General features: G+C 68.9%; 13 protein-coding genes and 2 pseudogenes. 9 read left to right on the top strand and 6 right to left on the bottom strand.

Annotation, left to right across the window (positions count from 1 at the left end; genetic code table 11):
• Window positions 1–281 precede the first annotated feature (281 nt).
• The 4 genes and pseudogenes from OHT74_RS31715 to OHT74_RS31700 all read left to right on the top strand — a co-directional run bounded on the left by OHT74_RS31715 (window position 282) and on the right by OHT74_RS31700 (window position 4271).
• Complete coding sequence (locus OHT74_RS31715; protein ID WP_443047741.1) at window positions 282–1805, top strand: Mu transposase C-terminal domain-containing protein; 1524 nt, start codon at window positions 282–284, stop codon at window positions 1803–1805.
• Window positions 1806–1837: 32 nt separating this feature from the next.
• A pseudogene (locus OHT74_RS31710) lies at window positions 1838–2649 on the top strand (ATP-binding protein); the annotation flags it as partial.
• On the top strand, window positions 2583–3260 hold the full coding sequence (locus OHT74_RS31705) for a hypothetical protein (RefSeq protein WP_328623502.1): 678 nt from the start codon (window positions 2583–2585) through the stop codon (window positions 3258–3260). The pseudogene OHT74_RS31710 and the gene OHT74_RS31705, both read left to right, overlap by 67 nt.
• Before the next feature lie 231 nt (window positions 3261–3491).
• Entirely contained in the window at window positions 3492–4271 is a 780-nt protein-coding gene (locus tag OHT74_RS31700) for a hypothetical protein (RefSeq protein WP_328622043.1), read from the top strand.
• Between the two features lie 297 nt (window positions 4272–4568).
• Here OHT74_RS31700 and OHT74_RS31695 read toward each other — a convergent pair whose 3' ends face one another.
• Window positions 4569–5549 (bottom strand): NADPH:quinone reductase, encoded by a 981-nt coding sequence (locus OHT74_RS31695; RefSeq protein ID WP_328622042.1) that lies wholly within the window; start codon window positions 5547–5549, stop codon window positions 4569–4571.
• A gap of 20 nt (window positions 5550–5569) precedes the next feature.
• Window positions 5570–6154: a PadR family transcriptional regulator gene (locus tag OHT74_RS31690; RefSeq protein WP_328622041.1), complete on the bottom strand. Its 585-nt coding sequence runs from the start codon at window positions 6152–6154 to the stop codon at window positions 5570–5572.
• A gap of 125 nt (window positions 6155–6279) precedes the next feature.
• On the opposite strand from OHT74_RS31690, the gene OHT74_RS31685 reads away from it, so the two are divergent.
• The gene (locus OHT74_RS31685) at window positions 6280–6672 is read left to right on the top strand and encodes an ester cyclase (protein WP_256333550.1); all 393 of its coding nucleotides are present in this window, start codon (window positions 6280–6282) and stop codon (window positions 6670–6672) included.
• Here OHT74_RS31685 and OHT74_RS42180 read toward each other — a convergent pair.
• On the bottom strand, window positions 6582–7148 hold the full coding sequence (locus tag OHT74_RS42180) for an EamA family transporter (RefSeq protein WP_443047602.1): 567 nt from the start codon (window positions 7146–7148) through the stop codon (window positions 6582–6584). The genes OHT74_RS31685 and OHT74_RS42180 overlap by 91 nt on opposite strands.
• Here OHT74_RS42180 and OHT74_RS31675 point away from each other — a divergent pair.
• A pseudogene (locus OHT74_RS31675) lies at window positions 7062–7240 on the top strand (LysR family transcriptional regulator); the annotation flags it as partial. The gene OHT74_RS42180 and the pseudogene OHT74_RS31675 sit on opposite strands and share 87 nt — an antisense overlap.
• A gap of 962 nt (window positions 7241–8202) precedes the next feature.
• Here OHT74_RS31675 and OHT74_RS31670 read toward each other — a convergent pair.
• A complete protein-coding gene (locus OHT74_RS31670) occupies window positions 8203–9036 on the bottom strand; it encodes a PIG-L family deacetylase (protein ID WP_328622040.1) in 834 nt (277 codons plus the stop codon).
• A 346-nt stretch (window positions 9037–9382) separates the two neighbouring features.
• Here OHT74_RS31670 and OHT74_RS31665 point away from each other — a divergent pair, with 346 nt between their 5' ends.
• Complete coding sequence (locus OHT74_RS31665) at window positions 9383–9970, top strand: hypothetical protein (protein WP_328622039.1); 588 nt, start codon at window positions 9383–9385, stop codon at window positions 9968–9970.
• Window positions 9971–10070: 100 nt separating this feature from the next.
• On the opposite strand, the gene OHT74_RS31660 is transcribed toward OHT74_RS31665, so the two are convergent.
• Window positions 10071–10928, bottom strand: coding sequence for an NmrA family NAD(P)-binding protein (locus OHT74_RS31660; RefSeq protein WP_328622038.1), 858 nt, complete (start codon window positions 10926–10928; stop codon window positions 10071–10073).
• 21 nt (window positions 10929–10949) lie between these two features.
• Between OHT74_RS31660 and OHT74_RS31655 the strand changes: the two genes are divergently transcribed.
• Together OHT74_RS31655 and OHT74_RS31650 are read left to right on the top strand one after the other, a co-directional pair.
• The gene (locus OHT74_RS31655) at window positions 10950–11834 is read left to right on the top strand and encodes a helix-turn-helix transcriptional regulator (RefSeq protein ID WP_328622037.1); all 885 of its coding nucleotides are present in this window, start codon (window positions 10950–10952) and stop codon (window positions 11832–11834) included.
• Window positions 11835–11898: 64 nt separating this feature from the next.
• The gene (locus OHT74_RS31650; protein ID WP_328622036.1) at window positions 11899–12717 is read left to right on the top strand and encodes a PhzF family phenazine biosynthesis protein; all 819 of its coding nucleotides are present in this window, start codon (window positions 11899–11901) and stop codon (window positions 12715–12717) included.
• A 16-nt stretch (window positions 12718–12733) separates the two neighbouring features.
• On the opposite strand, the gene OHT74_RS31645 is transcribed toward OHT74_RS31650, so the two are convergent.
• Complete coding sequence (locus OHT74_RS31645; protein WP_267000690.1) at window positions 12734–13534, bottom strand: CPBP family intramembrane glutamic endopeptidase; 801 nt, start codon at window positions 13532–13534, stop codon at window positions 12734–12736.
• Window positions 13535–13595: the final 61 nt, after the last annotated feature.

Here is a 13595-nt window from a genome sequence, read left to right as displayed (position 1 = left end):
GGTGGGAGAGGCACATCCTGGAGGTTCTGCACGGCCTACCGCCGGATACTCCGGAAGGGATCAAGCCTCGGCCGGAGTTCGATCCGAAACGGTGCTCGTTGGCCCAGCGTGAGCGGGCCAAGGCGACCGAACTCACGGCAGCTGGCCGCCAGGTATCAGCCAGCGGCATCAAGCAGCGGCGCCAGCGCTACCAGCGGGATGGGCTGGTCGGGCTGGCGGACGGCCGGTCGGCCAAGCAGATGCATGCCTTCGGTCAGGTCGAGCCGGCCGTGGTGGAAGCGATGCGACAGGCGATCGCCGAGACCGCCAATGCGTCGTCGAGGACCATCGGCTTCACCATCTGGCGGACCAAGCAGATCCTCTCAGATCAGGCGGAGACCGCCGAGGTTGAGCTGCCGTCTCGGGCCTCGCTCTACCGGCTGTTCGACAGACTCGCCACCGGCACCCACGCCACCGGGTCGGCTCGCACCCGCCGCTCCATCGGTGCACGGCCGTCCGGGCCATTCGGCGAAGTGCCGGCCAGCGCGCCCGGCGAGCTGATGCAGATCGACTCCACGCCGATGGACGTGCTGGTGCGGCTGGATGACGGCGTCGCCGAGAAGGTCGAGCTGACGGCCATGGTCGACATTGCCACCAGGTCGATCACCGCAGCGGTGCTGCGGCCCTCCACGAAGGCCGCGGATGCCTCGGCGCTGCTGGCTCGCAGTATTACCCCTGAGGTGATGCGTCCAGGCTGGGTGGAGGCCCTGCGGATGTCCCGGTCGGTGTTGCCGCACCGGCGGCTGCTGAGTATCGACGAGCGCCTTGAGCATGCGGCAGCCCGCCCGGTGATCGTTCCGGAGACGATCGTCTGCGACCACGGCAGTGTCTTCATTTCGCACGCCTTCCGAGCGTCGTGCCGTTACCTGGGCATCAACCTGCAGCCGGCACACAAGGCGACGCCGACCGACAAGGGCACGATCGAGAAGACCCTTGGCTCGGTGGCCACGCTCTTCGCCCAGTTCGTCGCGGGATACACCGGCTCGACGACGGACCGCCGCGGCCGCGGCCTGGAAGACGGGCCACTGTGGTCGCTGCCCGAACTCCAGAACCTTCTCGACGAGTGGATCATCGCCGTCTGGCAGACCAGGCCCCACGACTCTCTGCGCGACCCTGACGCTCCGACGCGGGCGTTCACACCGAACGAGAAGTACGCGACGTTGCTTGAATCCTGCGGATACGTCCCAGTGCCGCTCGGCGGCGAGGACTACGTCGAACTGTTGCCCGAGCGCTGGCAGGCGATCAATGCCTACGGCATCCGCATCAAACACCGCACCTACGACAGCCCGGAGTTGAACCCGCTGCGTCGCAAGCGCTCGGGAGTAACGACGAAGAAGGGCCTGTGGGAGGTCCACCACGACCCCTACGACGTGTCCCGGATCTGGGTACGCGACACGCGCGCCGATCGCTGGATCACCGTGTTCTGGAAGCATCTCCACCGCGTCGGCGTCCCCTTCGGTGAGCTGGCCTGGGACCACGCTCGCGCCCAGGTCCCCGGCGGCACCGAGGAGCAGATCGCGGATGCGGCTGCGGCTCTGCTGCGGCGGGCCCATGACGGTCCTGCTGCGGAGAAGGGCAGGCCGGCCAAGCGTTCACGCCGCGACCGCCGCGTCGCCGCTCGGACTCGGGCCACCTCGACAGACCGTCCAGTCCCCGATCCGCCGACCATCGAGTCCGAATGCAACGGCGACTCGGACACCGAGCTCGCCGAGATCATCCCGCTGGGTCTGTTTGACCCGCTCGCCAACCCCTGGAGGCGCATGTGACCCCCTCCTGCCCAGCGGCCGGGCCCACGACGGTGCAGGAGGCCGACGCCGAGGCGAACCGACAGCTGACCACTCTGGCTGGCTGGCGGAAGTTCACGGACGGGCCGCCCCCGCCCCCGATTCGGCTGTCTCCGGGACAGTTGGAGCAACTGTCACCGATCGAGCGGGACCTTTGCGACGAGGACCGCCTCGACCACCACGCCCGGATGCTCACTGTGTCAACGTCGTTCGTCGAGAAGACGCGGATCTGCGGCCGTCGCCTGGTCCTGCTGAATCGGCACGCGATCAGTGCCCGCCGCGGGCTGATGGTCTCGGGGCTTCCCGGCACCGGCAAGACCAGCGCCATCGCCCAGCTCGGCCGCGCGCACGAACTTCTTGACCGGGCCCGTCACCCGAAGATCGCCGACCGCATCCCCGTTCTCTACATCACCGTTCTGCCAGCTGCGACCGCTCGCATGATCGCGGCGGAGTTCGCCCGATTCCTGGGGCTTCCGGTCCGTCCCCGGTCGAACATGACCGACATCATCGAGTGGGTGTGTGCACCGACACCCGCACGAGTCTCGTGCTCGTCGACGAGATTCACAACATCTCTCAGAGGACCCAGGCAGGCGCCGAGGTCTCTGACACCTTGAAGTACTTCTCCGAGCGCATCCCCGCCACCTTTGTATATGCAGGGATCGGCTTGGAGACCAGCGACCTGCTGGTCGGCACGCGAGGCGCTCAGATTGCGGGTCGCTTCACTCTCGTCCCCACCAGCCCGTTCCCCTACGGAGAGGAGTGGATGGGCCTCATCGCGACGATGGAGGAGACCCTGATCCTGCACGACCATCCACCGCACAGCTTGATCTTCGCCACCGCCTCTGGATCGGCGACGGCATCACCAACACCGACGAGCAGGTCGACGTCAGCAGAATGCCCGACACGCTCCGGGCCCAAAGGCACCACCGGAACCTCATAGTCCGACATGGCCGCCGCTGGGTCCGCAGCGCCTATCCCGAAGCCCGCAAGATCTACTTCACCTGGCTGGAGAGCATCGCCGACCCGTTCGGCGTGTTCGACACCGCGCGCCGCCTCCTCGCCGACGGGACTGGGAAGGCCCCTTCCCACGACCTGACACGGACGATGGTCGTTCACCCCCAGGTCGTGGCCCTCACTGGACTCCTCGCTGGCCAGGAGTGGGAACACCGCACCGTCGTCACCGGCGACATCACCTGGCTCGTCCAGCAGATCACCGACCGCGGAATCCTCCTCGGCTACATCCCCAAGGACCGCGAAGACCCGCTGATCCAGTGGGTTGAGCAACGCTTCTCACTCCACAAGTTCGCTGCCTTCCATCGCAGCCGGAGGATTTACGACGCCTTCTTCCCACTCGAAACCATCCGTCCACCGCGACAGCCTGGCGATTCCGACGCCGAGACACGGTGGAGCCCTCTCCCTCCCTACTACCGCTGTTGAGCCTGCTATCTGTTCGCAGTGAACTCGGACGGAGCCCATAAGGTCACTCGGAGTTGTCCCGGCCAGCAGGCGGCAGTGGTTCCGGATGACGTTGGTTCGCAGGGCCTGACGGGTGGCCCCGAGGAAGTCTCCTGGTGTGCGCCGTGGTGTGCCGGCAACAGAGCCCCCAGCAGTCCGTGCTCTCATCTGCCAGGGCTGTATCCCACTCGCGCTTCTGGCTAGTCTGCGGACATGACGGAGCACCCTGGGTTCGGCACGATGCTGGCGTGGTTGCTGGACCACAGAGAGCTCGGCGCGCAGGAATTGGCCGACCACGCTGAGCTGAACACAGACGAGGTCCGCGCAGTACTCGCAGGAGATAGCCGCGGCGAGGAACTGCTCCGGCGGCTCGCTCCCGCACTGGGATTTCACGCCGTCGATCTGTTCATCCTCGCAGGGCTGGCGGTCCCGGATGACATGGCGCCGTTGGACGCAGCGGCTGCGATGTGGGTGAAGAACGCAGCGACGGCTGCTGTGAGGCTCCCCGCAGCGGGACGCCGTGCGCTCCTGCAGGTGATCCGCTCAATGCCGCAGGAGGAACGGCGTTCCAGCTTCGACCCGAAACCGATCGTGCCCCTCGCTGGCGGCCCGGGCGCTCGGGTGATCCGGATGCTCCAGTACCGCAACCTGAACTGGTCGGGAATGGCGCAGACGCTTGCGTCCGTGACGCCCACATACCTGTCGGCAGCCACTTACGGTGTGATCAGCTCTGATCGCAAGGAGCTGACCCCACGCTTGGTGGTGGACATCTCTGTCCTGTTGGGCATCGATGCGCGCGACCTGGCCGCGCTGACGGGGGTCATTCTGCGTGAGGTACCACCGCCCCCGACTCCGGAGGCCATGGACATAGCAGACCTGCTGTGGGAGGCGCGACGTCTGTCCGCCGAGCAGGCACGACACGTCTCCGAGCTTGCACGCTCCACGCGTGGAGACTCCCGCGACGCGCAACACATGGAACTACCCGGATTCTGAAACCTTCTGGTAGTCCTGACGGACCAGACCATTTGAGACAGGGCTGTCCTGTGTCATCCAATCGAGTCGATTGACATCGAACCCAGCCGTTTCAACTTCTCTGACAGTGAATCTAGTCGTGAGGGGTGAGCAGGCTGGGGGTGCCGTATGTCGGTATCGGCTGAGGCCAACGGAGTCGTGCCGTACGTCGAGGTGTCGTGTGTGGAGGGCAGGCGCGAAGGTCGCGTAAGCCCACGATCTGCCGACTCTGGCGTGGTTGGGCGATTGCTGCTGAAGGAGCAGCGTTCCGAGTCTGCGCTATCGGGGGATGGTGACCAGGATGCGGCCATGGCCACCGCCGGCGTCGACGTGATCGTGGGCCTTGGCGATGTCGTCCAGCGGGTAGCGGTCGCCGACGGCGACGGTGAGGGCGCCGACGGCGGCTGCGGAGGTGAGGTCGCGGGCGGCCTGGCGCTTGGCCTCGGCGGGGAAGTCGTCGCTGCCGAGCAGTCGCAGGGTGACGTTGTTGAACAGCAGGGGCCAGAAGGGGATTTCGGTGCGGTCCGTTCGGGTGGCGTAGGCGGCGATGACGGCGTTGTTGGCGGCGACGGCGTTGTCGAGGTCGGCGTTGTCGGACAGTGCGACCTCGATGATCCGGTCGACGCCCCGCGGCGCGTACGCGCGGATGGCAGCGGCGGGATCATCGGTGTCCAGGGCGATGGCGTGGGCGACGGCCGGGTCGACGTGGTCGAGGTCCTTGGTGCGGCGGACAGTGGCGATCACGGTGGCGCCGGCCCAGTGGGCGAGCTGGGCGGCCAGGGAGCCGACGCCGCCGAGGACTCCGTGGACCAAGACCAGTTGGCCGTCGACGGGGCCGTCGGCGAAGACGGTGCGGTGGGCGGTGATGCCGGGGATGCCGAGGCTCGCGCCCAGCTCGTCGCTGAGGTGGTCGGGCAGGGGTACGGCTTGGTGGTCAGGTACGACGGTGTACTGGGCGGCCGTGCCGAAGGGGCGGTAGGACTGGGCCCCGTGAACCCAGACTCGTTGCCCGATGCGGCGGGCGTCGACTCCGGCGCCCACGGCGTCGATGGCTCCGGCGGCGTCGCTGTGCGGGATCACTCGCGGGTAGGGCATGGACGAGCCGAGCCAGCCGCGCCGCTTCTTGGTGTCGCCGGGGTTGACGCCCGAGACGGTGACGCGGACGCGGACTTCGCCCGGGGCGGGGATGGGATCAGGGAGTTCGCCGACGTGCAGGACATCGGCGGCGGGTCCCTGGTCGTCGTACCAGGAAGCAAGCATGGAGATACCTCCGTGGGCGGTCAGCTGGCGGGAGCGGCGGGTGCATGCGGATCGTTGTCAGTGACCGTGGTGTCGAAGTCGAAGGCGGGCGGCTTCTCGCCGAGGGTCTCTCGCAGCCAGGTCCGTTCGGCGCGGCTGGTGGCGCGGGCGGTGAGCAGCATGCCGCGCCGGTAGGGGTCGGCGATTTCTTCGGCACGCAGGGGCCGGTCGTTGTCGTAGAAGAAGCTCGCCGGTTCTTCCAGGAACTCCAGCCGCCTGCGCAGCACTGCGTGCTGTTCGGCTGCGTCTGGCAGGTGGGAGAGGAATGCCAGGACGATGTAGAACCGTGTGAAGTCGGTGATCTCGTGGTCGGCGGGCTGGCGCAGGCGCTGCAGCATGTCGGCCCGCCCAGCCGGGGTCAGGCTGAGCACGTACCGGGCCGCCCCCGCGGCCGGGTCGGCGCGCCGCTCGATCAAGCCCGCCTTGGTCAGGCGATTGATCGCCGGATACAGGCTGCCGTCGCTGACCGGCCGCGTGTAGCCCGTCAGCTGCGAGACGCGGCGGCGCAGCTCGTGTCCGGGCAAGGGTCCCTCGGCCAGGAAACCGAGTATCGCAAGTTCGAGCATGGGTCCATCCTCGCACACCGACATCGAATCGATGTAAACATCGATTCGATGTTAAGCTCTCAGGTATCCACCCATCGTCTTTGGAAAGGCACAGCAAGATGCCGGCGCAGTCCAGCGAGTCAGTAATGAACCGCTTCGTCGAGTTCATCAACACGGGCGACGAGGGTCTCGCTCGCGAGGTCATTTCTCCGGACGCGGTGTTCCACGCACCCAGCCACCCGGAACCACTGCGGGGGCCCGATGGGTACATGGAAGTCCTCGGGATGATGCGCAGCGCCTTCCCGGACGTCCAGTGGACACTGGAGGAGACGGTCACCGAAGGCGACACGGTCGCCGCGCGGTTCACCATGCGGGGAACCCACGACGGTGAATTCTTCGGGATCCCGGCGAGCGGCAACAAGATCTCGGTGCAGGCCATGAACTTCTACTATCTGGCCGACGGCCGGATCGTCGGCGAACGGGGGCAGCCCGACCTCCTCGGGGTGATGCAGCAGATCGGTGCCGTACCGGCGCCGTGAGCCCAGTCGTGCTGGGTACCTTTTTTCGCGCGGAGTACAGCTCCCAGGAGGCCCATACGTCGCCGTGGCGGAGGGCGAAGGCACACACGGGCGCGGGCGGCCGGCGGGGTCAACCGCAAGAGGTCGGCCTTCGAGCGGCTAGCGGCGGTACCCATAGAGACAGCGTTGGCGGTGACAATCACTGTGATGGCCAGCCACGATGCCGCACCAAGGTGCTGGTCCAGGACGAGCGTGCCGATCAGAGCGGCGAACACCGGGTTGACGCTCATGAAGATCCCGAAGAAACGCGCGGGGCCCCGGCGCAGCGCAAGCAGGTCGGCGAGAAACGGCACCGCCGAGGACATCACACCGGCGGCCAGCGCGCACAGCAGGGCGCCGACGGTGGGCTGGTGGAGCCACAGGGCACCGTCACCCAGTACCGCCGCGACGGCATCACCTATCGCCCCCTGCGCGACACCGCCCCCGTCCCCGTCCACCCCATCTGGCGCCGCCAGGACCCCCACCCAGCCACCCAGCCACCCACGCCGCCGTCGCCCTGCTCACCGACCTCTACCGCGAAGACGCCTGAGCCCGAGCCCCTGGACCGCGAGCACCAGCCAGCTCAAAGAGGCCCGGGCTGACACGAACCCAGCCCATGACGTTCCTTGCAATCCAACCCAGTTGCCGCAAGCCAGACGGTTCGGGCCGAAGGCAGCGTCACGCGACCGCGTTGACAGCGAAGTTAGTCCGCGCAGGTCAGCGGCTTCGGCCGGACTAACTTCGCTGTCAAAGGACAAGGGCCTACGCGATCCGGCAGACACGAGACTTGCAGTCCGTCTCAACGAACAAAGTCCACGCGTCTCACCCAATCCAGTCCACGCAGGTCAGTGGCATGCAGACGACTAACTTCGTTGAGACAGGACAGGTCGCCGTCCTGTCTCAGCGAGGATTCACCGGTCTCACGGAAGGTTGACGACGGGCCCGTTCGTCTCAATGAAGTTGACCGGCGCCGGTTGGCGGTCGCGTCGGATGCAGCCGATCGGTACCGCGCTCGAGTTCGACAGGCAGTGGACGCGCTCGGGTCTGCTGACGCACTTGGAGTCGCTCACGTGGCTCCGCCCCGAGCGGGTACAGGTGCTGATCCATGACGAGGAGGACGACTGCTTCGGCCTGTGGATGATGTACGACGGCGCTCTGGTCGAGGTGCCGCTCCCCCGTGCCCAGCGGTTCCAAGCCCCGGCACCGCTGACAGATGAGTTCTCGCCGAGCCCGGGATGTCTCTGGCGGACGGACGGACCAGCCGAGGCACCCGCAGACTTCTCGACCGAACGTCAAGATCCGCGACCGGCTTGGTAGCGACGGGACCGAACTTTGACCGGCACCGGAATGCACCGCAGGTGAAGGCCCGACCCGCAGCGGAAGCCGGTCAAAGTTCGGTGGGATTGGCCAAGGTTCAGTGGGACAGGACAGTTCCTTGCGAGCGGCGGGCACCTCTGCACGTCGTGCATCCGCAGTTGCGCCGCCCGACGGGGCGCCGGCCGGACGGTCGGGTCAGCGCAGGCCGGTGAAGAGATCGTTCTCGGGCAGGGCCGCGCCGGTGGCGTCCTGGACACGTACGAAGGTCTCCACGCCCATCAACGCGCCAAACCTCTCCTTGCCCATCCTGAGGAAGAAGATGTTCTCGCCCTGACTGGCGTGTGCGGCCAGCGCGTCGAACTTCTGACCGCTGAATGCGGTGGTGTCCACCCACGTGGTGATCTCATCGTCGGGGAGGCCGATCTCGGCCAGCGCGGCGGCCTCGGCAGGATCCGGCTCCGGCATGTCCTCATGGAACTCGCGCATGATCTTGCCGAACCGCTCCATCGCCGAGCGCGGCATCGTCGTCCAGTACACCTTCGGTGTCAGCGCGGTCATCTCGAGCGCCGCCATCGTGATGCGGTGGGCCTGGATGTGGTCGGGGTGGCCGTAGAAGCCGTTCTCGTCATAGGTGACGACCACATCGGGCCGGTAGTGCCGCATGAGGGCCGCGAGTCGGGCAGCGCCTTCCTCCACGGGGGCCTTCCAGAAAGATCCGGGGGCGTCGTTGCTCGGCCAGCCCATCATCCCGGAGTCGGCATAGTCCAGCATCTCCAGATCACTGATCTTCAGGACGTCACAGCTCGCCTCAAGTTCTTGCCGGCGCATCAAGGCGACGGCCGCCGGATCGTGCCCGGGATCACCCGGCTTGACACCCCCCGGCCCGTCACCGCAACCGCCGTCGGTACACGTCACGAGAACCGTGCGGATGCCCTCTGCCGCGTACCGCGCGAGGACTCCTCCGGTTCCGGTGGCCTCGTCGTCGGGGTGGGCATGCACTGCCATGAGCGTCAAGGGCCGGTCAGTCATGAAGGAGTCCTCCTGCAGAGACATGTGTTGGTCCGAGTGCGCGGCGGGCGTTCCGCGCTCCCGGGAGGCCGGATCCTGCCGGGGCGGATGACATCGTTCCCACCCCTGCAGCGCCAGACCCCCGGTCGGTGCAACGATGCCGGCCGGACCGGCTGTTCCCGGCGCGCTGCTTGGGCTTTCCTGGGCATCGGCATGCCCCGCCCACTACGGCGTCGGCGTCGAAGCACGCGGGCCCGACAGATCAGGCTTCACGTTCCTCCGCTGTGGCCCGTGCACCCATGCCTGGCTCGCCTCCCGCGACGGTCAGCCTTCAGTGAGGCGGGACAGCCGCGGATAGCGTGCGGGCATGGCAATGACAAGGAAGCGGCGGGTCCTGTACCGGCAGGGCACCGGGTTCTGGCGGATGACGGCGAAGTGGGTTCTGGTCTTCGGGGCCCTGTACCTGCTGGATGGCGGGCTGCTCCGAACGTGGGGCGACGCTCTGGTCTGGCCGATGATCGGGATCCTGCTGTGGGTGCCGTTCGGGATCGGCGTCGTCTGGTACCCGAAGAAGGACCAGCGGGTCGCGCTCACGACGCGTGAACTGCGTGTGCGGCGCAAGCGGCTGCCTATGGAGAAGGTGAACCTGCTGCACGTGGCACGGCTGTGGCTGGAGGGCCGGTCGACCGCGGACGACCAGCCGGTGCTGGAGTGGCCACGGTTCGACCGGATGGTGTGGGTGCCGCTTCGGGACGGCCGGGCGTTCGGCGTGGAGTTCCGCGACCCGGCCGCGTTCGGCAAGGTTTTCGGCGCCTTCGCGGTAGCGGCGTGCGGCGGGCCGGAAATCGTCCGCGCGAGGGCCTCAGCGGAGACCTACCCAGATCCGCGCCCGATGCGAGCCCGCCCCGCCAACGACGACGGATCCTGGCTGGACCTCCTGGACATCTTCAACTGAGAGCCGGAAACGTCCGTCGGAGGCCATTCAGTTCCCCGGTGCCTAGGCGTGGGTGGGCCGGCCGATGGCGTCGAGAGCGCCTCGAACTCCGGCCGGCCGGTCACGAGTGCACCGCCGGGAGGGCCCAGGCACGTGCGTTCCGGCGGGCGAAGTCCGCAAAACCGGCCGGCGGAGCCCCGGTGACCTCGAGGACGTCGTCGTTGGGCTGCGAGCCGCGCCCGGAGGCGATCGTCCCGGTCAGCCACTCGAGCATGACGCCGTAGTCGGCGGGCACGAGGCCGGCCGCGACGGCGCCCTCGATCCAGGCGCCCCTGTCGATGTCCTGGCGCCTGACCGGCCGGCCGGCGACGCCCGCGATGATGTCGGCGACCTCGGCCACCGTGAGGGCTTCCGGACCGGTGGGCGCGTAGGTCGCGCCCGCATGGGCATCGGGGTCGGCCAGCGTCTCGGCGGCGACCGCCGCGATGTCGGCGGCGTCGACGAACGCCTCCGCGCCGCCTGCCGTCGGCACCGTGATCACGCCGTCGACGACGGGCAGGTGGTCGTCGCAGAAGTTCTGCATGACCCACGCCGGGCGGATGACCGAGGACGTGAAGGCGTCCCGGCCCATGACGTCGAGTTCGACGGCCCGGAGGTCGACCTGCGGCGGGGCCTGGTCGCTGCCGTAGGCGCTGAGGTAGGTGACGTGCCGTACCCCGGAGGCTTCGGCGAGATCCAGGAAGTCGGACACCTGGCGGGCGTACGCGACGCGCATGACGGGGGTGACGAGGTAGATGCGGTCGACGTCGGCGAGGGCGGGGCCGTGCGTGGCCGCCTCGTCCCAGTCGAACAGCACATCGCCGCCGCGCCGCGCGGCCGTCCGCGCGGTCAGGCCCCGTTCGGCCAGTTTCCTCGCGACGAGTGACCCCGTCCTTCCCGTGCCGCCGAGTACGAGCGCGGTCTGCTGTGCTTTGTCCATGGCTCCATGGTCCGAGCATGCGTGGAGCGATGGCTGCGGCTGGCGGGCAGCATCCAGCTCTCACTGCACGCCGTCGTTCAGGGGCGCGCTTGGCTCTGGCTCGACGATCCGCAGGCGGCCCTCGAACTGGCGCCCGGCGAGCTGGCCCTCGTACGGGGCGGACTCGATCACCACATCGCCCACGAGTCCGGGGCCCCCTGTCTGGACCCGGCAGAGTTCAAGGCACGGCACGCTCACGACGACCGCGCGGACGACCGGCGGGCCACGGTGTTCCTGTGCGGCGCCTACCGGTTCTCCGGTGATGTCGGAGAAGGACTGCTGGGCGCGCTGCCCCAGGTCCTGCCGCTCTCCGCGGCCGTCGGCGACCCCCTGCACGACGTCGTCGCCGTGCTGTCGCGGGAACTGGCCGCCTCGGAACCCGGCCAGCAGACCGTCCTCGACCGTCTCCTCGACGTTCTCCTCGTACTCGCGATCCGTACGAGCTTCAAGCGGAGCGACAGTGCGCCCCGCTGGTTCCGGGCAGCGGCCGACCCCCGGCTGAGCGCGGCCCTGCAAGCCATGCACGACGATGCCGCCCGCGCATGGACGGTGCCCGAACTGGCATCCCTCAGCGGGCTGTCCCGGGCGGCCTTCGCCCGGAGCTTCCGGCGAGCACTCGGCCAGGCCCCGATGCAGTACCTGACCGACTGGCGCATGACGCTGGCGCGGGACTACCTGCGCACCGGTGAGCCGACGCTCGCGCAGGTCGCCGCACGCACGGGCTACGCATCGCCCTACGCGTTCGCCGCGGCTTTCCGCCGCCACCACGGCCGGCCGCCCGGCCTGTGGCGCGAACAGCAGGCAGAGCGAGCTGCGCTGTCGGGGGACGGCACGGGAACCTCCGGCGACGGCGTCCACTTCGGCTGAGAGGGGGCCAGTCATCCCGGATTGGCCTTTGCCGACGATCAAGAACCGGCCCTACGGTCGCTGCATGCGCCTGCGAATCGTCGATGCCTTCACCGACCGCCCCTTCCGCGGCAACCCCGCCGGGATCCTGCTCCTCGACGGGGAGTTCCCCCCTGACGCCTGGCTCCAGCAGGTCGCCACCGAGGTCAACCTCTCCGAGACGGCGTTCGCCCGCCCGCTGCCGCCCGGCGGGGACGCCGACTGGGCCCTGCGCTGGTTCACCCCGTCCGCGGAAGTCGACATGTGCGGCCACGCCACGCTGGCCACGGCGCACGTGATCGCGACGAGCGGCCTGGCCACGGGGCTGATCCGGTTCACCGCCCGGTGCGGCATCCTCACGGCCGAGACCGCCGAGGACGGCACGATCACGATGGACTTCCCGACGTCCTCGCTGACACCGGCGGACGCGGACCCCGCCGTACGCAGCGCCCTGGGCGCCGAGATCATGTCCGTCCACGACACGTCCGAGCACATCGGCGACCTGGTCGTCGAGCTGGCGGACGAGCGGGCCGTACGCGAGCTCACCCCCGACATCGCCGCCCTGCGCGGCTACTCCCGCCGCGGCGTGATCGTCACCGCGGCCGCCGAGGACCCGTCCCACGGGTACGACTTCGTCTCCCGCGGCTTCTTCCCGGCGTTCGGGATCGACGAGGACCCGGTCACCGGCAGCGCCCACACCGCGCTCGCCCCGTTCTGGGCCGCCCGCCTGGGCCGCACCTCGCTCGTCGGGCTCCAGGGCGGCGCGCGCACCGGCCTCGTCCGGGTCCGCTTGGCGGGCGACCGTACGCTCCTCACCGGCAACGCGGTCACGGTCGTCGACGGCGAACTGCTCGCCCGGCCCTGACGCGCGCCGTCGTGGCCTACGGCGTCGGCAGCCAGCCCACCTTGCCCGCGAGCAGTGCGTACCCGCCGAAGGCCACGATGTCGAGCAGTGCGTGGGCGACGACGAGCGGACCCACCCGGCCCCATCGCCGGTAGGCCAGGACGAAGACAACGCCCATGACCATGTTGCCGAGGAAGCCGCCGATGCCCTGGTAGAGGTGGTACGAGCCGCGCAGCACCGCGCTGGCCAGCAGCGCGGCCGTCGGCGACCAGCCCAGCTGATCGAGCCGGCGCAGCAGGTAGGCCAGCACGATGACCTCCTCCACCACGGAGTTCTGCACCGCGGAGAGGATCAGCACAGGGAACTTCCACCACACGTCCGGCAGCGCCTCCGGCACCACCGTGAGGTTGAATCCGCTCGCCCGCGCCGCCAGGTAGAAGGCCAGCCCTGCGCTCCCGATCCCGGCTGCGACCAGGGCTCCGCGCCCCAGGTCCCAGCCGGGCCGGGTGCGGTCGAAGCCCAGCACGCGCAGCCCCGGTGCGCCCTCCCGGGTCAGCAGGTGGGCGACCAGCAGCACCGGCACCAGCGCGGTGCCGATGCCGAACAGCTGCCAGGCCAGGTCCAGCCAGGGCCGGCCGGGGGCGTACGAGCCGTTGAGCGTGGCGGCCTGGTCCTTGAGGCCGCCCGGCTTGGTCAGCGAGCCGATGAAGCTGATCAGCGAGGAGAAGGCGCTCGCCCCCAGCGACAGCGCCAGCACGAGCAGCGTCTCGGTGCGCAGGACCCCCCGCCGCCCGTCCTCGTGCAACGCCTTGACCACCGGCTCCGGCTCCGCCCGCACGTCCGACTCCGTCCCGCCGTTCCGCTTCCGTCCACCCCATACTGCCTCGTCGGCAGGGCAA

It is taken from the genome of Streptomyces sp. NBC_00354 (genome assembly GCF_036106915.1).
Classification (GTDB): domain Bacteria; phylum Actinomycetota; class Actinomycetes; order Streptomycetales; family Streptomycetaceae; genus Streptomyces.
The sequence above is the reverse complement of the archived record's forward strand: the minus strand, read 5'-3'. Positions and strand labels throughout refer to the sequence as shown.